General features: G+C 68.4%; 18 protein-coding genes. 15 read left to right on the forward strand and 3 right to left on the reverse strand.

Going from position 1 to position 21,516, the window contains the following annotated elements:
- Nucleotides 1-39 precede the first annotated feature (39 nt).
- The 4 genes from ACFXQA_RS10400 (at nt 40) to ACFXQA_RS10415 (ending at nt 5,567) form a co-directional block, all read left to right on the forward strand.
- Nucleotides 40-498 (forward strand): preprotein translocase subunit YajC, encoded by a 459-nt coding sequence (locus ACFXQA_RS10400; protein WP_394519749.1) that lies wholly within the window; start codon nt 40-42, stop codon nt 496-498.
- A gap of 47 nt (nt 499-545) precedes the next feature.
- Complete coding sequence (gene secD, locus ACFXQA_RS10405) at nt 546-2,258, forward strand: protein translocase subunit SecD (RefSeq protein ID WP_394519750.1); 1,713 nt, start codon at nt 546-548, stop codon at nt 2,256-2,258.
- Complete coding sequence (gene secF, locus ACFXQA_RS10410) at nt 2,258-3,250, forward strand: protein translocase subunit SecF (protein WP_394519751.1); 993 nt, start codon at nt 2,258-2,260, stop codon at nt 3,248-3,250. The genes secD and secF overlap by 1 nt, the downstream gene beginning before the upstream one ends.
- 64 nt (nt 3,251-3,314) lie before the next feature.
- A complete protein-coding gene (locus ACFXQA_RS10415) occupies nt 3,315-5,567 on the forward strand; it encodes a RelA/SpoT family protein (protein WP_394519752.1) in 2,253 nt (750 codons plus the stop codon).
- On the opposite strand, the gene ACFXQA_RS10420 is transcribed toward ACFXQA_RS10415, so the two are convergent.
- From ACFXQA_RS10420 to ACFXQA_RS10430, 3 genes are all read right to left on the reverse strand, one after another.
- Nucleotides 5,554-6,093, reverse strand: a complete 540-nt coding sequence (locus ACFXQA_RS10420; protein ID WP_394519753.1) for a type IV toxin-antitoxin system AbiEi family antitoxin — start codon at nt 6,091-6,093, stop codon at nt 5,554-5,556. The two genes, ACFXQA_RS10415 and ACFXQA_RS10420, sit on opposite strands and share 14 nt — an antisense overlap.
- An 88-nt stretch (nt 6,094-6,181) precedes the next feature.
- Complete coding sequence (locus ACFXQA_RS10425; RefSeq protein ID WP_394519754.1) at nt 6,182-7,438, reverse strand: DUF349 domain-containing protein; 1,257 nt, start codon at nt 7,436-7,438, stop codon at nt 6,182-6,184.
- A gap of 81 nt (nt 7,439-7,519) precedes the next feature.
- Nucleotides 7,520-7,822, reverse strand: a complete 303-nt coding sequence (locus ACFXQA_RS10430) for a dioxygenase (RefSeq protein WP_394519755.1) — start codon at nt 7,820-7,822, stop codon at nt 7,520-7,522.
- A 112-nt stretch (nt 7,823-7,934) separates the two neighbouring features.
- On the opposite strand from ACFXQA_RS10430, the gene ACFXQA_RS10435 reads away from it, so the two are divergent.
- The 11 genes from ACFXQA_RS10435 (at nt 7,935) to ACFXQA_RS10485 (ending at nt 21,513) form a co-directional block, all read left to right on the forward strand.
- Nucleotides 7,935-9,263, forward strand: coding sequence for a replication-associated recombination protein A (locus ACFXQA_RS10435; protein WP_394519756.1), 1,329 nt, complete (start codon nt 7,935-7,937; stop codon nt 9,261-9,263).
- A 183-nt stretch (nt 9,264-9,446) separates the two neighbouring features.
- Nucleotides 9,447-10,076 carry a 30S ribosomal protein S4 gene (gene rpsD / locus ACFXQA_RS10440; RefSeq protein WP_394519757.1) on the forward strand — a complete coding sequence of 210 codons (630 nt, stop codon included), beginning with the start codon at nt 9,447-9,449 and terminating at the stop codon, nt 10,074-10,076.
- A 165-nt stretch (nt 10,077-10,241) separates the two neighbouring features.
- Complete coding sequence (locus ACFXQA_RS10445) at nt 10,242-10,559, forward strand: ATPase (RefSeq protein ID WP_394519758.1); 318 nt, start codon at nt 10,242-10,244, stop codon at nt 10,557-10,559.
- Between the two features lie 59 nt (nt 10,560-10,618).
- Nucleotides 10,619-13,285 (forward strand): alanine--tRNA ligase, encoded by a 2,667-nt coding sequence (gene alaS / locus ACFXQA_RS10450; protein ID WP_394519759.1) that lies wholly within the window; start codon nt 10,619-10,621, stop codon nt 13,283-13,285.
- Nucleotides 13,282-13,752: a Holliday junction resolvase RuvX gene (ruvX, locus tag ACFXQA_RS10455; RefSeq protein ID WP_394519760.1), complete on the forward strand. Its 471-nt coding sequence runs from the start codon at nt 13,282-13,284 to the stop codon at nt 13,750-13,752. Before alaS ends, ruvX begins: the two co-directional genes overlap by 4 nt.
- A 1-nt stretch (nt 13,753) precedes the next feature.
- The gene (mltG, locus tag ACFXQA_RS10460) at nt 13,754-15,328 is read left to right on the forward strand and encodes an endolytic transglycosylase MltG (RefSeq protein WP_394519761.1); all 1,575 of its coding nucleotides are present in this window, start codon (nt 13,754-13,756) and stop codon (nt 15,326-15,328) included.
- Nucleotides 15,298-16,155, forward strand: coding sequence for a shikimate dehydrogenase family protein (locus ACFXQA_RS10465; protein WP_394519762.1), 858 nt, complete (start codon nt 15,298-15,300; stop codon nt 16,153-16,155). Before mltG ends, ACFXQA_RS10465 begins: the two co-directional genes overlap by 31 nt.
- A gap of 4 nt (nt 16,156-16,159) precedes the next feature.
- Nucleotides 16,160-17,389 (forward strand): chorismate synthase, encoded by a 1,230-nt coding sequence (aroC, locus tag ACFXQA_RS10470; protein WP_394519763.1) that lies wholly within the window; start codon nt 16,160-16,162, stop codon nt 17,387-17,389.
- A complete protein-coding gene (locus ACFXQA_RS10475; RefSeq protein ID WP_394519764.1) occupies nt 17,373-17,906 on the forward strand; it encodes a shikimate kinase in 534 nt (177 codons plus the stop codon). Before aroC ends, ACFXQA_RS10475 begins: the two co-directional genes overlap by 17 nt.
- Nucleotides 17,903-18,979, forward strand: coding sequence for a 3-dehydroquinate synthase (gene aroB / locus ACFXQA_RS10480; protein ID WP_394519765.1), 1,077 nt, complete (start codon nt 17,903-17,905; stop codon nt 18,977-18,979). Before ACFXQA_RS10475 ends, aroB begins: the two co-directional genes overlap by 4 nt.
- Nucleotides 18,980-19,191: 212 nt before the next feature.
- A complete protein-coding gene (locus tag ACFXQA_RS10485) occupies nt 19,192-21,513 on the forward strand; it encodes an FdhF/YdeP family oxidoreductase (protein ID WP_394519766.1) in 2,322 nt (773 codons plus the stop codon).
- Nucleotides 21,514-21,516: the final 3 nt, after the last annotated feature.

Genomic DNA, 21,516 nt, shown 5'->3' on the forward strand with positions numbered 1-21,516 from the left:
TGCTCACCGGCGTGCCTGATCCGAAAGGTTCTCCTTTTCATGGCTCTTGCCGACTTCTTCGCCAACTACGGCATCATCGTCCTGCTCGTCCTGCTGCTGGTCTTCATGTTCTTCAGCTCGCGTCGACGTGTGCAGAAGCAGAAAGCCGAGCAGGAGCAGAAGGCCCGACAGACCGTTCCCGGCTCCGAGGTCCTGATGCAGGGTGGCCTCTACGGCACGATCGTCGAGTACGACGCCGAAGACCTCGACAAGCCCGCCATCGTCTCGATCGCGCCGGGTGTCGAGATCAAGGTCCACAGCCAAGCCATCCTCCGCATCGTGAACCCCGCTGAGGGCTTCGTCACCGAAGACGAGTTCATCGAGGCCGAGGAGAGCGAAGCCGAGTACAGCGCGGGCGTCGTCGACGGCGAGATCAGCTCGATCAGCGACGACCAGAAACGCGCTCGTATCGACGCCGACGACGTCGACCCGGAGAACCGCAACAAACCCCAGGCCTGACCGGTCGCCCGTTCAACAGCCCCTGCTCCAGAGAAAGTCGACCCGTCGTGGCCACTTCCACCCCTGTCCGGCATGCCTGGCGTGCACTGATCGGACTCCTCGCCATCACGGGCGTCCTGTTCGGGATCAACGCCCTCGGCGTCTACACGTTCCAACAGAGTTCCTGGGTTCCCGAGCTCGCGCTCGACCTGCAGGGCGGGACGCAGATCATCCTCGAAGCGCAGACCGCCGATGGCGCCTCTCCCACCGATGAGCAGTTGAGCCAGGCCGTTTCGATCATCCGTCAGCGAGTGGACGCCTCGGGTGTCGCCGAGGCCGACGTGACGACCGAAGGCGGACGCAACGTCGTCGTGCAACTGCCGGGTGAGGCCGACCAGGCGACGCGCGATCGGATCGAAGCATCCGCTCAGCTGCAGCTGCGGGCCGTGCTGTACGCCGGCGCTCCCGCGAACACGTTCGTGGGTGAAGACCAGGTCGAGACGCCTTACCCGACCCCCGACCCCTCGCTGGAGTCGACCCCGACGACGGCGCCGACCAACGGCAGCGACACCGCGTACATCACCCCGGCGCTCCAGGCCCAGTTCCTCGCCTACGACTGCAACGACCCGGCCAACGACCCGGCCAACGCGCCGTCGGATCAGCCGCTCATCACCTGCGACGCAGACGGTGCGGCGAAGTACATCCTCGGTCCCGTCGAGCTCGACGGTTCGTCGATCGACGACGCGACCACCGGCCTCGAAGCCCAGACCAACCGTTGGACCGTCAACCTCAACTTCAACGACGAGGGCACGCGGATCTTCGGCGAGATCAGCCAGCGACTGTTCGGTGCGACCGCACCGCTGAACCAGTTCGCGTTCGTACTCGACGGATCGGTGCTGTCGGCACCCTCGATGAACGGCGTGATCAGCGACGGCAACCCGAGCATCTCGGGCAGCTTCACCCAGGACACGGCGACGGTGCTCGCTGACCAGCTGAAGTACGGCGCCCTACCGTTGAGCTTCGAGGTCGTCAGCTCCGACACCGTCTCGGCGACGCTCGGTTCGCAGCAACTGCAGATCGGTCTGATCGCCGGACTCATCGGCCTGGTGCTCGTGGCGATCTACTCGCTGGTCGTCTACCGCGCGCTCGGCTTCGTCATCATCGCCTCGCTGGCCGTGATGGGTGTGCTCACCTATGTCGCACTGTGCATCCTGGCGTGGCGCATGGGCTTCCGCCTGTCGCTCGCCGGCGTCGCGGGCCTCATCGTGACGATCGGCTTCACCGCCGACTCGTTCATCGTGTACTTCGAACGCATCCGCGACGAGCTCCGCGACGGGAAGTCGATCACCGGGGCCGTCGAAGACGGCTGGAGTCGCGCCAAGCGGACGATCTACATCTCCAAGTCGATCAACATCCTCGCGGCGGTCGTGCTCTACATCCTGGCCGACGCCACGGTGAAGGGCTTCGCGTTCACGCTCGGCCTGACCACCGCGATCGACATCGTCATCTTCATCCTCTTCACCCACCCGGTGATGCAGCTGCTCGCCCGCACCCGCTTCTTCGGGTCGGGTCACCCGCTTTCGGGGATGGATCCGAACGCACTCGGTGCCGTGTACCGCGGTCGGGCAGAATTCCGAGCACCTGTGGCGCGCGACGCACGCTCCGCGCGCTCACGCGGCGAGGCGCAGCGACGCCAGACCATCGCCGAACGTAAGCAGGCGGAACTGTCCGCCACGAACGACCGCGGAGCTCGTGCCGCCGTCAAGAAGGGCGACGACTGATGCGTTCCATGAGTCAGGTCGGCAACGATCTCTACACGGGCAAGACGTCGTTCCCCTTCGTGGGGCGACGCCGCCTGTGGTTCATCATCGCCGCGGTCTTCGTCATCGCCGCGTGTCTGGTGCCGCTCGTGCGGCCGGTGCAGTTCTCGATCGAGTTCACCGGTGGATCGCAGTTCACCGTCTCGGGAGTGTCCTCACCGGACCAGTCGCTCGCAACCGAGGCAGTGCTGTCGGTTGCGCCAGACGCGACGACGAGGGTCACCGTGATCGGCGACAACGCCGTGCGTGTGCAGACCGAGGAGATCGCGGACGCCGCCGACGTGCAAGCCGTCACGACGGCGCTGGCCGACGAGTACGGGGTCCCCACGTCGGAGGTCACCTCGTCGCAGATCGGCCCCAGCTGGGGCGCCGACGTCACGCGTCAGTCTCTCTGGGGTCTCGTCATCTTCCTCGCGCTGACGTTCATCATCTTGGCGCTGTATTTCCGCACCTGGAAGATGTCGGTCGCGGCGATCGTCGGTCTCGTCGACGTGCTCGTGATCACGATCGGTGTCTACGCGCTGGCGGGCTTCGAGATCTCCCCGGCGGCCGTCATCGGGTTCTTGACGATCCTCTCGTACTCGCTATACGACACCACGGTCGTCTTCGACAAAGTGCGCGAGAACACTCGAGAAGACGGCGAGATATCCGGTCGCACGTTCGGCGAGTCGGTGAACCTCGCGGTCAACCAGACGCTGATCCGCTCGATCAACACCACGGTCGTCGCGGTGCTGCCAGTCGGAGCGATCCTGTTCATCGGTTCGGTGTGGCTCGGTGCGCGCACCCTCAGCGACATCTCGCTGTCGATCTTCGTCGGCACCATCGTGGCCGCCTACTCGACGCTGTTCGTCGCCGCGCCGCTGTTCTCTCTGCTGCGCGAGAACGAGCCGGCGATCAAGGAACGCGACCAGCGGATCCTCGCCTCCCGCGAGCTCGCCGGCGTGCCCGCGTAAGCGACGATCGGGCACTCGGCGCGGCGTAGAATTGTGAGATTCTTCGATAGGGGGAGGTGACCCGGTGGCCGAGACAGCTCCGCCCGCCGCGCAGACCTCCAGCCTGCGTCGCCTCGTACCGCGAATCTTCTCGCGGGCCGCCCGACGCGACGACCTCGACAAGCTGGTCCGGACCGTCCGCACCCACCACCCCAAGGGCGACCTGGGGGTCATCGAGCGTGCCTACACCGTCGCGGAGCTCGCTCACCGGGACCAGAAGCGTCAGAGCGGCGAGCCGTACATCACCCACCCGCTCGCCGTCGCCCAGATCCTCGCCGACCTCGGACTCGGGCCGCGCGCGATCGCGGCGGCGCTGCTGCACGACACCGTCGAAGACACCGGCTACCCGCTCGACGAACTCGCCGCCGACTTCGGCGACGAGGTGGCGATGCTCGTCGACGGCGTCACCAAGCTCGACAAGGTCAAGTACGGCGAGAGCGCCCAAGCCGAGACCGTCCGCAAGATGATCGTCGCGATGTCGCGCGACATCCGCGTGCTGCTCATCAAGCTGGCCGACCGGCTGCACAACGCGCGCACGTGGGGGTTCGTGCCGCCCGAGAAGGCGGCCAAGAAGGCGACCGAGACCCTCGAGATCTACGCGCCCCTCGCGAATCGACTGGGTATCCAGGCCATCAAGAGCGAGCTCGAAGATCTCTCTTTCGCCGTTCTGCACCCGAAGCTCTACGCCGAGATCGAGAGTCTCGTCAAACAGCGCACCCCGCAGCGCGAGCAGTACGTGCAGAACGTCATCGAGGCGGTCGATTCCGACCTGCGCGAGCTGCGCATCCGCGGGCGCGTGATGGGGCGACCCAAACAGCTCTACTCCGTCTACCAGAAGATGGTCATCCGGGGTCGCGAGTTCGACGACATCTACGACCTCATCGGCATCCGCATCCTGGTCGGGACGGTGCGCGACTGCTACGCGGTGCTGGGTGCGATCCACGCCCGCTGGACTCCGCTGCCGGGCCGGTTCAAGGACTACATCGCCACCCCGAAGTTCAACCTCTATCAGTCGCTGCACACCACCGTGATCGGCCCATCCGGTCGCACGGTAGAACTGCAGATCCGCACGAACGAGATGCACCACCAAGCCGAGTACGGCGTGGCGGCGCACTGGAAGTACAAAGAGCGGATGGCGGGCGGCAAGGCCGATGCCAAATCGCTCGACACCGACATGGCGTGGATCGCGCACATCTCGGACTGGCAGGCCGAGACCGCCGACCCGGGGGAGTTCCTCGACTCGCTGCGCTTCGAGATCGGCGCGAAAGAGGTCTACGTCTTTACCCCGAAGGGGCGCGTCGTCGGTCTGCCGACGGGCGCGACACCGGTGGACTTCGCGTATGCGGTGCACACCGAGATCGGCCACCGGACCATGGGGGCCAAGGTCAACGGCCGCCTCGTTCCCCTCGAGTCCGAACTCAAGAGCGGTGACGTCGTCGAGGTCTTCACGTCGAAGAATCCCGATGCCGGCCCCAGCCAGGATTGGCTCGGGTTCGTCCGCAGCACACGGGCGCGCAACAAGATCCGCGGCTGGTTCACCAAAGAGCGTCGCGAAGAGGCCATCGAACAGGGGAAAGATGCCATCGCACGCGCGATGCGCCGTCAGAACCTGCCCCTCCAGCGTCTGATGAACCAGGACTCGTTCGCCGAGGTCGCGCATCAGCTCAAGTACGAAGACGTCTCAGCCCTCTACGCCGCCGTCGGCGAGGGCAACGTCTCGACCCAATCGGTGATCGAGAAGGTCACGGCGCTCGTCAACGCGGGCGACACGTCGACCGGCCCCATCGACATTCCCCACGTGGGCCGCAGCCATGCGCCGCGGGGCGGCGACTCCGGCGTCCTCGTGCGCGGCGCACCCGACATCCTCGTGAAGCTGGCGAAGTGCTGCACACCTGTGCCCGGTGACGAGGTCATCGGATTCGTGACGCGGGGGAGCGGCGTATCGGTGCACCGCACCGACTGCACCAACGTGACGGCGCTGCGGAACGACCCCGAGCGCATCATCGACGTCGAGTGGGCACCGACCTCCAAGAGCGTGTTCCTCGTGCAGATCCAGGTCGAGGCACTCGACCGTTCCGCGCTGCTCAGCGATGTCACCCGCGTGCTGAGCGACTACCACGTGAACATCTTGTCGGCGACGGTCTCGACCACGAACGACAGGCTGGCGCTGAGCCGGTTCGTCTTCGAGATGGGCGACACCGTGCACCTCGATCGCGTTCTCAACGCCGTGCGCCGCATCGACGCCGTCTACGACGTCTACCGCGTCACGTCGTCCTGAGGTCGGCGAGCAGCGCCCGCGCCAGTCGCTTTCGGGGGATGCCCCGGTGCTGCTCGAACCATTCCTGGGCGCGCTCCGCGTCGTCGGGTGCGGCTCGGCCCCACGCGCGCGCGAGTTCATGGCTGGATGCTTCGGTGCTCCGCGCGAGATCGACGAGAGTGCGCACGGGGGTACTCACCCGTACGCCTGCGATCTCGCACACGTCGTCGGCGTCGATGAGCGGATCACGGTAGACCAGCCGGCGAGAGACGACGTGATGCAGTCGACGCTCGACCGCCCGCTGCACGCGGTGGCGCGCCGGCGGCTCCTCGAGCCGCCCCCACACCCATGCCGCACTCTCGTGGGTGGCTGCGAGCGTCTCGCCCAGCAGGTCGGCGAGCGACGCAGCGCGCAGGGCCGCGGAATCGGTCATATCGGCCGGGATGTAGCCCTCACCGAGTTCGATCAGATGCCCGTCGAGGCAGGCCGAGCTGAGTTCTGCCTGCGACAGGCCCCCGCCCACGAAGTAGAGGAACGGCGAGGGCATGCACGAAGTCTGTCGCGTATCGCGTTACGGCGACGGATGAGCCGGGCGACTGTGGAGAACCGCCGCCCGGCTCGCTCGTCGGGGGGGGTCAGCCGCCGACGGCGCGCAACCAGGCGCGGCGCGCTTCCAGCGCCTCGCTGGCCTCGGCCGCGGCGCTCTTGTCGCCACGAGCCGTGGCCTCTGCGACCTCGGCCTCGAGCTTGTCGATCGCATCGGTCAGCTGGCGCGTCATGTCGTTGGTGCGCGCCTTGGTCTCGGGGTTGTTGCTCTTCCACTCGGCATCTTCGCGCGTGCGCACGCTCTGCTCGACCTTGCGAAGCTCGTCGTCGAGGACGCGCTCCTGGTCGCGAGGGAAGATGCGCCCGATCTCGTCCCATTGGCGCTGGATGTTGGTGAGCGCCGCGCGAGCGCGCGCCAGATCGCGCATGTCGACGATCGGCGCGGCCTCGACGAGGAGGGCCTTCTTCTGCTCGATCTTCTCGCGGGACTCTTCGACCTCGGCGGACTCGCGCACCGTCCGAGCCGAGTAGAGCGCGTCTCCGGCCGCCTTGAAGCGAGCCCAGAGCGCGTCGTCGGCCTTCTTGCCGGCACGCCCGGTGGCCTTCCACTGGTCGAGGAGATCGCGGTACCCGCCGATGCCGTCTTCACCGCGGGGCGCGAGGGCTTCGGCGCGCTCGACCAGGCGGGTCTTCGCGTCACGCGCACCCTTCTGCGTCTCGTCGAGTTCTGCATAGAACTCGCGCCGCTGACGGTCGACCGTTGCCCGCGCGTCGCGGAATCGCCGCCACAGCTGCTGCGCCAGCGACTTCGGAAGCCGCGGCCCGTTCTGCTGGTGGCTCTGCCACTGATCGAACAGCGCCGTCATGTCGGCGGAAGCCTGCTTCCACTGAACGGTCTTGGGGTCGCGCGCGGCCAGTGCCTCGGCCTTCTCCACCAGGACGGTGCGCTCGCGCACGGCCTCGTCGACAGCCTCTCTCGCCGCTGCTGCCTCGACTTCGGAGGCCTCCGCCAGGGCACCGGTGAGGGCGTCCAGCCGAGCGAGCAGAGCCGCGAGGTCGCCGACAGCGGATGCTTCGGCGACGCGACCGCGAAGAGTCTTCGCCGTGCTGCGGAGGTCGGAGGCCGACGCGCCCGCGCGACGGTGACGCACTTCGAGCAGCGTGACCTCGCCGGCGAGATCGGAGAACTTGCGCTCGTAGTACGCGAGTGCCTCTTCGGCCGTGCCGTCGGGGTACTGCCCGACCACGCGCCAACCGTCGGATTCTCGAACCGATACGGTTCCGTCTTCTTCGACGCGACCCCACGGGGCCGGAGTTGTTTCAGGGATGTCTGCGCCAGCAGTCACGTGTAATACCTCATCGCGGCTCGCGCCGTAGGCGTGGATGGACGGACCCGAGCCTAGTACGCGCGGCAGAGGCTCGCAGGATCAGGGAGTCGGAGCGACCGCCGGAGCCGTGGTCTCCGGCTCCGGGGCGACGGTCGGCTCCGACGTCGCGGTCGGAGCCGGCTCGACGGACGCTGCCGGCTCCGGTGCTCCAGGACCGCTGCTGAAGTAGACGACCTGGGCACCCATCGCGGCGAGGACGATGACACCGCCGGTGATCGAGGCGACGAGATTGTCGCGCGTCCGACGACGCTTCTCCGAGGCGTGCAGTTCTTGACGGGCCTGATAGATCCGAGCCCGCTCGCGCGCCGCTCGTGAGCCGCGGTCCTTGCCACCAGTCGCCACGCGGGCCTCCTCTGCCCGGGGCCTCCGGGCGCGAAGCATCCTACGCATGCACGGAGCGAGACGGCAAACGCGACGAATCCCCGACGTCGTCGGGCGCGATTACCCTGATCGGATGACCTCTTCCGCCGCCCTCTTCCCGGGGCAGACGCCGCTCGCGGTGCGGATGAGACCCACCAGCCTCGACGAGGTCGCCGGCCAGGGCCACCTGTTGCGGCCGGGATCACCCCTGGTGACGCTCGCGTCTTCGGATGCGGCGAGCCCCGGCTCGGCAGCATCCGTGATCCTGTGGGGTCCGCCCGGCACCGGCAAGACCACGCTGGCGCAGGCGATCGCTCGCTCATCGGGGAGGCGTTTCGTCGAACTCTCGGCCGTCACCGCGGGGGTGAAAGACGTGCGCGAGGTCATGCAGGACGCCCTGACCCAGCGCGACCTCTACAACGCCTCGACCATCCTCTTCCTCGACGAGATCCACCGCTTCACCAAGGCGCAGCAGGACGCACTCCTCCCCGGTGTCGAGAACGGCTGGGTCGTCCTCATCGCCGCCACCACCGAGAACCCGTCGTTCTCGATCATCTCGCCGCTGCTGTCGCGGTCGCTGCTTCTCACCCTGCGCCCGCTCGGAGACGACGACCTCGCCGGTCTCATCGATCGGGCGGTGACGGATCCACGGGGATTGGCGGGCTCGGTCGTCCTCGACGACGACGCGCGGAGCGCTCTCGTGCGCCTCGCCTCGGGCGACGCGCGTCGGGCGCTGACGGCGCTCGAAGCCGCCGCAGCCGTCGCCATCGACACTGACGACGACGAGCCCGTGGTCACCGCCGACCACATCGCCCAGGCGGTCGACAGAGCGCTTCTGCGGTACGACCGACAGGGCGATGAGCATTACGACGTCATCAGCGCCTTCATCAAGTCGATCCGGGGATCCGACGTGGACGCGGCCATCCACTATCTCGCTCGCATGGTCGAAGCCGGCGAAGACCCCCGTTTCATCGCGCGACGGCTCGTCATCTCGGCGGCGGAAGACATCGGTCTCGCCGACCCGCAGGCGCTGCAGATCGCGATCGCGGCGGCCGACGCGGTCGCGTTCATCGGTATGCCCGAGGGACGCATCCCGCTCGCCGAGGCGACGGCGTACCTCGCCACCACGGCCAAGTCGAACGCGGCGTACAACGCGATCAACAGCGCGATCGCCGATGTGCGCGCGGGGGGCTTCGGCCGCGTGCCCCCGCATCTGCGCGACGCGCACTACCCCGGTGCGAAGCGTCTCGGGCATGGCAAGGGCTACCTCTACCCGCACGACAGCGACATCGGGATCGTGACCCAGCAGTACCTCCCCGACGAACTTCGCGGACGCCGGTACTACGACCCGACCACCCACGGCCAGGAGCGTGAGATCTCGGCTCGGCTGTCGAAGATCCGGCGGATCGTCGACGGGGAGTGACACGCGATACCACCCGCAGGCCCGTCTGTTAGGCTGGATCGGCTCGAAACACAGTTTTCGGGCATCCCCTTCTTCCTTTTTTCACCTGCCGGTATGCCCCGACGTGCGCACCGGTAGGGCGGGAGCGGGTGATACGTCCGTGAGCTGCGAAATGCGCGGCCACGTATCCGGAAGGACACCTTCGTGCCTACGAAGTCACAGGACCGCCGTAAGGTCCGCATGTCACGAGCGCTGGGTATCGCGCTCACCCCGAAGGCCGCCCGCTACCTCGAGAAGCGTCCCTACGCTCCGGGCGAGCACGGCCGCACCAAGCGCAAGACCGACAGCGACTACGCCGTTCGTCTGCGCGAGAAGCAGCGTCTCCGCGAGCAGTACGGCATCCGCGAGAAGCAGATGCGCAACGCCTTCAACGAGGCTCGCCGCACGCAGGGCCTGACCGGTGAGAACCTGGTCGAGCTCCTCGAGATGCGCCTCGACGCGCTCGTCCTGCGCTCGGGCTTCGCCCGCACGACCGCGCAGGCGCGCCAGCTCGTCGTGCACCGCCACATCCTGGTCGACGGTCAGACGGTCGACCGCCCGTCGTTCCGCGTGAAGCCGGGTCAGCTCATCCACGTCAAGACCAAGAGCGAGGGACTCGAGCCCTTCCAGGTCGCAGCCGCCGGCGGTCACGCCGAGGTTCTGCCGATCGTTCCCGGTTACGTCGAGGTCGACCTCAACACGCTCCAGTCGCGCCTCGTGCGTCGTCCGAAGCGCGCCGAGGTTCCCGTGACGTGCGACGTTCAGCTCGTTGTGGAGTACTACGCGGCGCGATAGCGACGCGTGGTACAGCCGCGCAGCGGCCAGCCACGGAGTTACGCGGCGCGATAAGCGCTTCGGGGCTTCGAAGGGCGTCGGGGGTTCACCCCGGCGCCCTTCGGCGTTCGCGCACTACGATGAAGGCGATGCCGTACCCGCGGCTCGTTCAAGGAAGTGGTGACTGTGAAGAAGTTCGGCTGGTTCGTGTTGGGCATCGCCGGCGGCTTCGTCGTCGCCCACCTGGTGAACAAAGATCCGCGCGGCCACGAGTTGCTTTCACAGGTCGACGCTCGGATCGGTGAGTTCACCGACCGTATGGGTGATGCGTACCGCGACCAGGAGGCCCAGTTCGTCGGGCTCGTCGCCGAAGCCAAAGACGCCGTGGCCGGCACCGCCGCTGCGGCGCAGGACGCCGCATCCGATGCCCGCGCCTCGGCCACGGAAGCCGCGGCGAAGGCCGCCGACGCGGCGAAGAACGTCACCGCCACCCTCACCGACTGAACCCACGTCGCCGACGCCCTCACGGGCGCGATCGATCCTGCCCTCCGGAGACCCGATCCATGAAGACCGCCGATATCGCCCAGCGCTACCTCGATTATTTCGAGAAGAACGGCCACACCATCGTCCCGTCGGCCTCTCTGGTCAGCGACGACCCGTCGATCCTCTTCACGATCGCAGGCATGGTGCCGTTCATCCCCTACCTCACGGGCGTCGTCCCCGCGCCCTACTCGCGCGCAGCGGATGTGCAGAAATGCATCCGCACGAACGACATCGAGGAGGTCGGGAAGACCGCCCGTCACGGCACGTTCTTCCAGATGCTCGGCAACTGGTCGTTCGGTGATTACTTCAAAGAGGGCGCGATCTCGTACGCCTGGGAGCTGCTCACCTCCGCCGAATCCGACGGCGGTCTGGGCTTCGCCGAGCGCGACCTCTGGGTCACCGTCTACGAGGACGACGACGAGGCCGCGGCGCTCTGGCAGAAGGTCGCCGGCCTTCCCGCTGAGCGCATCCAGCGACTGGGGCGCGAAGACAACTACTGGACGACCGGCCAGCCCGGACCCGCCGGGCCCTGTTCCGAGATCTACTTCGACCGCGGACCGAAGTACGGCCGCGACGGCGGTCCCGTGGCGGACGACAACAGGTTCACCGAGATCTGGAACCTCGTCTTCATGCAGTACGCGATCAACAACGTGCGCTCGAAGGTCGACTTCGACGTCGTCGGCGACCTGCCGAAGAAGAACATCGATACCGGCATGGGCCTCGAGCGCGTCGCGCTGATCAAGCAGGGCGTCGAGAACATGTACGAGACCGACCAGGTGCGCCCGGTGCTCGACCGTGCGATCGAACTGTCGGGCCGCCGCTACGGTGCCGTCCACGAAGACGACGTGCGCTTCCGGGTGATCGCCGACCACGTGCGATCGTCGCTCATGCTGCTCTCCGACGGGGTCACTCCGTCGAACGAGGGACGGGGCTACATCCTTCGACGGCTGATGCGCCGCTCCATCCGCTCGATGCGGCTTCTCGGGGTCGACGGGCCGACCTTCCCCGAGCTGTTCACCGCTTCGCGGGACGCGATGAAAGAGGCCTATCCCATCGTCGCCGACGACTGGTCGCGCATCGCCCCCTACGCGTACGCCGAGGAAGAGACGTTCCTGCGCACCCTCGCGGCGGGCTCGACCATCCTCGACCTGGCCGTGGCCCAGACGAAAGACGCGGGCGCATCGGCGATCACCGGCTCCGAAGCCTTCCTGCTGCACGACACCTACGGATTCCCGGTCGACCTGACCCTCGAGGCGGCCGAAGAAGCCGGTCTCACCGTCGACCGTGCCGCGTTCGACACGCTCATGCAGGAGCAGCGCCAGCGGGCGAAGGCCGACGCGAAGTCACGCCGGCGTGCCATCGCCGATCAGACCGTGTACAGCGAGTACCGAGCGCTGGGCGAGACCGTCTTCACCGGGTACTCCGATCTCGAAACGCCGTCGACCATCCTCGGGATCCTCGTCGACGGCATCGCCGTCGACCGCGCGCGCGAAGGCCAGATCGCCGAAGTGATCCTCGCTGAGACCGCGCTCTACGCGGAGTCGGGCGGTCAGGTCGCCGACAAGGGCGCCATCGTCGGTCCCGGCTACGAGCTCGACGTCATCGACGTGCAGAAGCCGGTACCCGGGCTCGTGAGCCACACCGTCGAGGTGAAGGTCGGAGAGGTCGCGACGGGACAGCCCGCCACCAGCGTCGTCGACGCGGTGAACCGCCGGGCCGCGCGACAGGCGCACTCCGCCACGCACCTCGTGCACGCGGCTCTCCGCGACACGCTCGGCAAGAGCGCGACGCAGTCCGGATCGCTCAACCGGGCGGGTTACCTGCGGTTCGACTTCGCCTGGGGTCAGGCGCTGTCGCCCGAGACCCGGTCGGAGATCGAAGAGATCGCCAACAACGCCGTCCGCGACAACCTCGAAGTCACCACGCGCGTGATGTCGCTCGACGAAGCAAAAGAGGCGGGGGCGATGGCCCTTTTCGGTGAGAAGTACGGCCAGACCGTGCGCATGGTCGACATCGGCGGCCCGTGGTCGCGCGAACTCTGCGCCGGCACGCACGTGTCGTCGAGTGCAGAGGTCGGTCTGATCAACCTCGTGGGGGAGTCCTCGGTGGGTGCCTCCAACCGCCGGGTCGAGGCGCTCGTCGGTCTCGACGCGTTCCGCGAACTTGCGGCCGAGCGTGCCATCGTCTCGCAGCTCACGAGCTCGCTGAAGACCCCGCGCGATCAGCTTCCGGCGCGTATCGCCGAGCTCGCGGCGAGTCTGAAGGCCGCCGAGAAGAAGATCGCGTCGTTCGAGTCGCGCGCCCTCGCCGACCGTCTGCCGCAGCTGGTCGACGCGGCCGTGGCCGCCGGAGGTGTCCGGGTCGTCGCCCAGTCGCTGGGCACTGCCGCCACCGCCGACGACGTACGCTCGCTCGCCCTTCAGGTGCGCGACCGTCTGGGCTCGGAGCCGGCGGTCGCCGCCCTCGGCGCCGTGGTCGGAGACCGGGTCGCGGTCGTGGTCGCCACGAATGACGCGGCGCGTCAGCGCGGCGTCAAGGCCGGTGTCCTCGCCAAAGCCGCAGCCGCCGCCCTCGGAGGCGGTGGAGGCGGCCGCGACGACGTCGCACAGGGTGGGGGAACGGATGCTGCAGCACTGCCGGGAGCTCTGGACGCCATCGTGGCGGCGGTGAGGACGACCGCCGCGTGACGCTTCGTCGCGGCGTGCGGCTCGGGGTCGATGTCGGCCGCGCGCGGGTCGGCGTCGCGCGCAGCGACCCCGACGCCCTCCTCGCGGTTCCCGTCGAGACCGTGGGCCGCGTCGGCACGCCGATCGCGCGCATTCTCGAGATCGCCGCGGAGTACGACGTGCTCGAGATCCTGGTGGGACTGCCCACGAGCCTGAGCGGGGGAGAGACGGCCTCCACCGCCGACGCCCGGGAGTTCGCGGCCGAGTTGGCCGCCGCATCCACCCTGCCGGTGCGACTCGTGGATGAGCGCCTGAGCACGGTCACGGCGCACGCCGCTCTTCGACAAGCAGGGCGATCACAGCGAAAGTCTCGTAGCATTGTCGACCAGGTCGCCGCCGTTGTCTTGCTGCAACAGGCGCTCGATGTCGAGAGACAGTCCGGTAACCCGGCCGGATCCGCCGTAGCTTCGGGACAGGAGCCCGCCTGACATGCCCGACACCCCTTCACCGTTCGACGATCCGTTGGCCGACCTGTACGGAAAACTGCCCGACCCGCGCCGCGAACCGACCGCCGAGGTGCGCCGTGCGGACGCCCCCACGTCACGCCGCGCCGCGCGTGCCGCCCGCGGAGACACCGGTCCGACGGCCGCGCAGCCTCCCATCACCCGGCCGCCGGCCGACCCGGCGCCCGCTCCGCGATCGGCAGCGTCGCCTTCGCAATCCGCAGCCGACACTCGGCCTGCGGCCTCTCAACCCACGGCCTCTCAACGCACGGCCGCGCAGACCCGTCCCGCGTCGATGCAGACGCGACCGCACCCGCCCCAAGGTGGGCCCGGTTCGACACAGGCACGGCAGAGCGCTCCGCAGGCCCGCACCGCAACCGGCTCGCAAGCCCCGCGTTCGGGCGCGCCCGCCGTCGGCACGCTCGACGACATCTTCACCGGACGCCGGAGCGTCGAGGATCTCGGTGTGGTTCCGCCCCCGGCCGAGCGACGACGTCGTCGCGTCGGCGGTTGGATCGCCCTCGTCATCGTGCTGGCGATCGTCGGCGCCGTGGCGGTGGGTGGCTTCTGGGCGGTCAACACCTTCGGCGCCCAGATGCAGGGCATGTTCGCACCCGATGAGCGCGAGGACTTCGAAGCGGGCATCGCGCAGGGCGAAGCGACCATCACCGTAGTGAGCGGCGACGCCGGCCCGCAGGTGTCGCAGAAGCTCTTCGACGCCGGGGTGACCAAAGCTTCCAGCTCGTTCTACGACTACCTCATCGAAACCTCCACCGTCTTCACGTTCCAACCCGGGGTCTTCAAGCTTCAGCAGCAGATGACGTCGGAGGCCGTGCTCGCCGCCCTCCGCGACCCGGCGAACCAGCTCACCAACACCGCCCAGCTCCCCGAGGGACTCACGGTCGAGCAGACCGTCACACGCATCTCCGAGCAGACAGAGATCCCGCTCGAAGACCTCCAGGCCGCGGTCGCCGACCCGGCCGCCTACGGCGTCGACGCCGACAGTCTCGAGGGATGGTTGTTCCCCGCGACCTACACGTTCGACCCCGGCACGACGGCCTCCGCCGCGATCACGAGGATGGTCGACAGGACGATCGAATCACTCGATGCAGCCGGCGTGACCGAGGGTGATCGGCAGCGCGTTCTCACGGTCGCCTCGATCGTCCAGCGCGAAGCACGCGTGGCCGACGACTTCTACCGGGTGTCGCGGGTGATCCAGAACCGCCTCGATCAGGGCATGCAGCTGCAGATGGATTCCACCGCGCAGTACGGCTACGGCGAACTGCACGAAGGCTCGGCCAGCACGTCGGAGGACGCGCAGTTTGACGACAACGCCTGGAATACCTACGTGGTGCCGGGTCTGCCCGTCGGCCCGATCTCCAACCCCGGCGACCAGGCCATCGACGCGGCAATTCATCCGGCGGAGGGCTCGTGGCTCTTCTTCGTCACGGTCAACCTCGACACGGGCGAAACGGTCTTCACCTCGACGGCCGACGACCATGAAGCTGCGGTGGAGCAGTGGCGCGGCTGGTGCCGCGACAACCCCGACTCGGGATGCTGATCGGTACGAAGCTCGCGGTGTGGGGCGACCCCGTCGCCCACAGCCTTTCACCGCGCCTCCACGCGGCGGCCTACGGGGTGCTCGGCGTCCCATGGGACTACACCCGGCGGCAGGTCGGAGAGGCGCAGTTCGATGGTGCGTTGACCGCGCTCGACGAAGAGTGGCGCGGACTCTCGTTGACGATGCCGCTGAAGCGAGCCGCCGCAGCATCCGCTCTCACTCTCGATGACCGTGCGCGCCTGACGGGGGCGGTGAACACGCTGCTGCTGTCGACCGATGGCCCCCGCGGGTTCAACACCGACGTCGGGGGATTGGTCGCCACCATCCGCGAACAGGGGGTCGAAGAGGTGCCGTTCGGTCGCATCCTCGGCGCGGGTGCGACCACCGCGTCTGCGCTCGTCGCCCTCGCAGAACTCGGCGCCCGACGTGTCGACGTGGTCGCCCGTCGCCCCGAGGCCGTCGTGCCCCTCATCGGCCTCGGTGAGGCGCTCGGCGTCGAGGTAGTGCCCGCCGATTTCACGATGGCGCCGCCTTCGGGGGCGACGGTGACGATCGCCACGCTCCCGGGCGGGACCGACCTCGGCGCAGCCGCCGACGGGCTGGCGGCGCACGCCGGACTGCTGGTCGACGTGGTCTACGGATCGTGGCCCACGCCGCTCGCGACGACCTGGCAGCGCGCCGGCGGCCTTCCGGTGTCGGGACTCGGGATGCTGCTGCACCAGGCCGTTCTGCAGGTGCGGGTGTTCGTCTCGGGTTCGACCGAGATCGAACTCGACGACGAGCCCGCAGTGCTGGCGGCTATGCGCGAAGCCGTCATGGGAGACTAGGGACATGCTCCGCGTGCTCACAGCCGGTGAATCCCACGGCCCCGAATTGGTCGCCATCATGGAGGGTCTCCCTTCGGGCGTGCCCATCTCGTCGGCGGCGATCCGCGCAGACCTCGCGCGTCGAAAGCTCGGCTACGGCCGCGGCTCGCGCCAGAAGTTCGAAGAGGACGAACTGCACATCTCCTCGGGGGTCGTGCACGGGCTCAGCCTCGGGAGCCCGATCGCCCTGCGTATCGGCAACACCGAGTGGCCCAAGTGGGTCGAGGTCATGAACGCCGAGCCGGTGGAGCTCACGGAGAAATCCCGTGGACGCGGAGCGGCCCTGACCCGCCCGCGGCCCGGTCACGCCGACCTGGTGGGCATGCAGAAGTACGACTTCGACGAAGCTCGGCCGATCCTCGAGCGCGCCAGCGCCCGTGAGACCGCCGCGCGCGTCGCGCTCGGCGCGCTCGCTCGCGCATTCCTCTCCGAGCTCGGTATCGGGCTCGTGAGCCACACCGTCTCGATCGGCACGGTGGCCGTGCCCGAGGGCTCGGCGTTCCCCGCGCCCGACGACGTCGATCGCCTCGACGCCGACCCACTGCGCTGTTTCGACGCCGCGACGAGCGAGCGTATGGTCGCCGAGGTCGACGCCGCGAAGAAGGACGGCGACACACTCGGCGGCATCGTCGAGGTGCTCGCGTACGGTCTGCCGCCGGGCCTCGGCTCCCACGTGCACTGGGACCGCCGTCTCGACGGAAAGCTCGCCCAGGCTCTCATGAGCATCCAGGCGATCAAGGGTGTCGAGGTGGGCGACGGTTTCGTGACCACCACCCGCCGCGGGTCGCAGGCGCACGACGAGCTGTTCACCGCGGACGGCGGCATCACACGCTCCAGCGACCGCGCCGGTGGCACCGAGGGTGGCATGTCGACCGGCACCGCGCTGCGGGTGCGCGCGGGTATGAAACCGATCGCCACTATTCCGCATGCCCTGCGCACGGTCGACGTCGCGACGGGCGAGACCGCCGCCGCCCATCACCAGCGCTCCGATGTCTGCGCGGTTCCCGCCGCCGGCGTCGTCGCCGAGGCGATGACCGCGATCGTGCTCGTCGACGTCGTGCTCGAGAAGTTCGGCGGCGACAGCGTCGGTGAGACGCGGCGCAACATCGAGTCGTACCTCGCACATCTGCCGTCGACCCTGCGCACCGCCGCCGACAGCGATGCGTCGCTGGCCGCGCATGACCTCGTCATCTGACTCGCTGGTCCTCATCGGTCCGATGGGGGCCGGAAAGACGAGCATCGGGCGCCGCGTCGCCAAAGCGCTCGGCACCACGTTCACCGACACCGATGCAGCGCTGGCGCGGGAGCACGGCGCGATCCCGCAGATCTTCACCGACCACGGCGAGGCCCATTTCCGACGGCTCGAGCGAGAAGCGGTGCGCACCTCGCTCGGCTCAGGCGGCGTCGTCTCGCTCGGCGGGGGAGCGATCCTCGATCCTTCGACACGCGCCGACCTGGCCGCCCACCGCGTCGTATTTCTCACCGTCGAACCCCGCGTTGTCGCGTCGCGCCTGCGCGACGACTCGCGCCCGCTGCTCGCCGGCGACGATGCCATGACCCGCTGGCTCGCGATCTACGCCGAACGGCGCCCGCTCTACGAAGAAGTGGCCGACGTCACCTTCGACACGAGCACCGGCCCCCTCCAGGCGGCCGTCGAGGCCATCGCCGCCTGGGCCCGAACCACCATCCCCACCGAGGAGCAGCACGCATGAACGAGCTCAGTACGATCTCCGTCGCCGGCCCCGCCCCGTACGACATCACGATCGGCCGGGGAATCCTCGCGGGTCTCGGCGATCTGCTCCCCCCGGATGCCCGCAAGGTGCTCATCGTGCACGCGCCGACGCTCGCGGAGCAGGCAGAAGCGCTCCGCGCGCAACTCGTCGGCGACCGCGAGGTGCTGCTCGCCGAGATCCCCGACGCCGAGCAGGGCAAGCGCATCGAAGTCGCGGCGTTCTGCTGGCAGATCCTGGGCAAATCCGACTTCACCCGCACCGATGTCGTCATCGGCTTCGGTGGCGGCTCGGTCACCGACTTGGCGGGATTCGTCGCGGCCACCTGGTTGCGCGGGGTGGCCATCGTGCAGGTGCCGACGACGGTGCTGGCGATGGTCGATGCCGCAGTGGGAGGTAAGACCGGGGTCAACACCGCCGAGGGCAAGAACCTCGTGGGCGCCTTCTGGCCCCCGCGTGCGGTCGTCTGCGATCTCGACCTGCTCGACTCGCTCTCGCGCAACGAGTCGGTCGCGGGCTTCGCCGAGGTCGTGAAGGCCGGGTTCATCTGGCACCCCGAGATCCTCGACCTCATCGAGGCCGACCCCGAAGGAGTCGTCGACCCCCGGGGCGACGCGTTCCGCCGGTGCATCGAACTCGCCATCGACATGAAGGCGCGCGTCGTGGGCGAGGACCTCCGCGAAGCGGGCCTGCGCGAAGTGCTCAACTACGGCCACACGCTCGGGCACGCCATCGAGCACGCCGAGCGCTACCGGTGGCGCCACGGGGCGGCCATCTCGGTCGGCATGGTCTTCGCTGCCGAGCTGTCCCGGCTCGCCGGCAGGCTCCCTGATGCGACGGCCCAGCGTCACCGCGACATCCTGGGTTCACTCGGCCTGCCCGTGACGTACCGCGGGGGTGCGTGGCCGCAGCTGCTGGCAACCATGCAGCGCGACAAGAAGAGCCGAGGCGGCATGCTGCGGTTCATCGTCCTCGACGACATCGCTCGCCCCACCGTGCTCCGCGCGCCCGACGAGTCGCTGATGTTCGCGGCCTACCAGGAGATCGCGGGCTGAGCCTCAGCATCCGGTTCATCGTTCCCGGCCCTGCCCACCCACCGGGCCATGTCCCGAATTCCGCCAGAATCGGGCGTCATCGTTGCGGAAAATGGGACATGGCATCCGTCATGTCCCGAATTCCGCCAGAATCCGGCGTCATCGTTGCGGAAAATGGGACATGGCCGCGGGCGGCTGAGCCCGGCCGGCTCGGGCGCGGATAGGCTCCACCTATGGCGACGAAGCCCCCCTCACATGACATCGACGAGTCCGACGTCTCCGTTGGCACACGCAAGAAGGTGGCCGTCGGCATTCCGGCGGTCGCGCACGCGCTGCAGATCTCGGTCGAGCAGATGGGCGTCGCGCGCACGGCGCGCACCCTTCTCCGCGTCAACCAGAAAGACGGCTTCGACTGCCCGGGTTGCGCCTGGCCCGAGGAAGACAAACGCCACATCGCGGAATTCTGCGAGAACGGCGCGAAGGCCGTCGCCGAGGAGGCGACGATCCGCCGCGTGGACGCGTCGTTCTTCGCCGAGCACTCCGTCGCCGAGCTGAACGAGCACGACGATTGGTGGCTGGGACAGCAGGGCCGACTGACCGAGCCGATGATCCTCGACGAAGGCGCCACCCACTACCGGCCCATCTCGTGGGACGACGCGCTGCAGGCCGTCGCCGATGCGCTCCGCGAGCTCGACGACCCTGACGAGGCGACGTTCTACACCTCCGGCCGCACCTCCAACGAAGCCGCCTTCCTCTACCAGCTGCTGGTGCGGGGGATGGGCACGAACAACCTGCCCGACTGCTCGAACATGTGCCACGAGTCAAGCGGCTCCGCGCTCGTCGAGACGATCGGGATCGGAAAAGGCACGGTGTCGCTCGACGACATCCACCGCGCCGACCTGTTGATCGTCGCGGGGCAGAACCCCGGCACGAACCACCCCCGCATGCTGAGCGCGCTCGAGAAGGCGAAGCAGAACGGCGCCACGATCATCGCGGTGAACCCGCTCCCCGAAGCCGGGCTGATGCGTTTCGAGAATCCGCAGACGCCCCGGGGCATGCTGCTCGGCGGCACCAAACTCGCCGACGAGTTCGTGCAGATCCGACTCGGCGGCGACCAAGCGCTGTTCCAGGCCATCGCCAAGCACCTCTTCGAGAGCGAGGCCGAGCGCGGGGGCGTGATCGATCGCGACTTCGTCGCCCAGTACACGAGCGGGTTCGATGCGTTCGAACGGGCGATGTCGGATGCGTCGTGGCCCGAGTTCGAAGCAGCCACCGGCATCGAAGAATCCGAGCTACGTCGGATCGGCGAGATCGTCCGCACGTCTCGATCGACCATCGTCTGCTGGGCGATGGGGCTCACCCAGCACAAGCACTCCGTGCCGACGCTTCGCGATGTCGTCAACCTGCTGCTGATGCAGGGAAACCTCGGGCGGCCCGGCGCAGGTCTCTGCCCCGTGCGCGGGCACTCGAACGTGCAGGGCGACCGCACGATGGGCATCTACGAGAAGCCCCACGAAGGATTCCTCTCGTCGCTCGACGAAGAGTTCGACTTCTACGCGCCGCGCAAGCACGGGTACGACACGGTCGAAGCGATCCGCGCCATGCGCGACGGCAAGACACGGTTCTTCATGGCGATGGGCGGCAACTTCGTCAGCGCGACCCCCGACACCCTCGTGACCGAGGCCGCGATGCGTTCGGTCGATCTCACGGTGCAGGTGTCGACGAAGCTGAACCGCTCCCACGCGGTGACCGGTCGCCGCGCCCTCATCATCCCGACCCTCGGACGCACCGACCGCGACCGGCGGGCGGGCGGAGAGCAGCGAGTCACGGTCGAAGACTCGATGAGCGCCGTCCACGGTTCACGGGGGCGCCTGCGTCCGCCCGCCGACGACCTCCTGTCGGAGCCCGCAATTCTCGCCCGGCTGTGCGATCTGGTCTTCGGAGACCGAGCCGACTCGCCGAGCGTGCCCCGAGCCGACTGGAAACGCCTCGAGAGCGACTACACCCTCATCCGGGGCCACATCTCGCGGGTCGTCCCGGGGTTCGACGACTACGAGGAGCGCATCGCCCGGGGCCGCACTTTCGTCTTGCCGAACGGCCCGCGAGACGACCGCACGTTCGCGACGCCCGACGGGCTCGCGCATTTCACCGCCAACCCGCTGGAATATCCCGTCATCCCCGAAGGGCGGGTGCTCCTCCAGACGCTTCGGTCTCACGACCAGTACAACACCACGATCTACGGCAAAGACGACCGTTACCGCGGCGTGCACGGCGGCCGCCGAGTCGTCTTCGTCAACCGGGACGACATCGCCGATCAGGGACTCGTCGACGGCGAGATCGTCGACCTCGTGTCGGAGTGGACGGCGCGGGACGGCAGAGTCGAAGAGCGTCGCGCCGAGGCGTTCCGGGTGATCGCGTACGACACGCCGCGCGGTAACGCCGCGGCCTACTACCCCGAGACGAACGTGCTCGTTCCACTCGACTCGGTCGCCGACACCAGCGGCACCCCGACCTCGAAGTCGGTCATCGTGCGCCTCGCTCGTCGCGCGGGGTGACGG

The organism is Microbacterium shimangi (genome assembly GCF_043556445.1).
Taxonomy (GTDB): Bacteria; Actinomycetota; Actinomycetes; order Actinomycetales; family Microbacteriaceae; genus Microbacterium.

Excerpts from the sequence above, each read along its gene's own strand:
- ACFXQA_RS10400 (WP_394519749.1), top strand. The coding sequence starts at position 40 with ATGGCTCTTGCCGACTTCTTCGCCAACTACGGCATCATCGTCCTGCTC.
- secF (WP_394519751.1), top strand. The coding sequence starts at position 2,258 with ATGCGTTCCATGAGTCAGGTCGGCAACGATCTCTACACGGGCAAGACG.
- ACFXQA_RS10420 (WP_394519753.1), bottom strand. The coding sequence starts at position 6,093 with ATGCCCTCGCCGTTCCTCTACTTCGTGGGCGGGGGCCTGTCGCAGGCA.
- ACFXQA_RS10435 (WP_394519756.1), top strand. The coding sequence starts at position 7,935 with ATGACCTCTTCCGCCGCCCTCTTCCCGGGGCAGACGCCGCTCGCGGTG.
- alaS (WP_394519759.1), top strand. The coding sequence starts at position 10,619 with ATGAAGACCGCCGATATCGCCCAGCGCTACCTCGATTATTTCGAGAAG.
- mltG (WP_394519761.1), top strand. The coding sequence starts at position 13,754 with ATGCCCGACACCCCTTCACCGTTCGACGATCCGTTGGCCGACCTGTAC.
- aroC (WP_394519763.1), top strand. The coding sequence starts at position 16,160 with ATGCTCCGCGTGCTCACAGCCGGTGAATCCCACGGCCCCGAATTGGTC.
- ACFXQA_RS10475 (WP_394519764.1), top strand. The coding sequence starts at position 17,373 with ATGACCTCGTCATCTGACTCGCTGGTCCTCATCGGTCCGATGGGGGCC.
- aroB (WP_394519765.1), top strand. The coding sequence starts at position 17,903 with ATGAACGAGCTCAGTACGATCTCCGTCGCCGGCCCCGCCCCGTACGAC.
- ACFXQA_RS10485 (WP_394519766.1), top strand. The coding sequence starts at position 19,192 with ATGGCGACGAAGCCCCCCTCACATGACATCGACGAGTCCGACGTCTCC.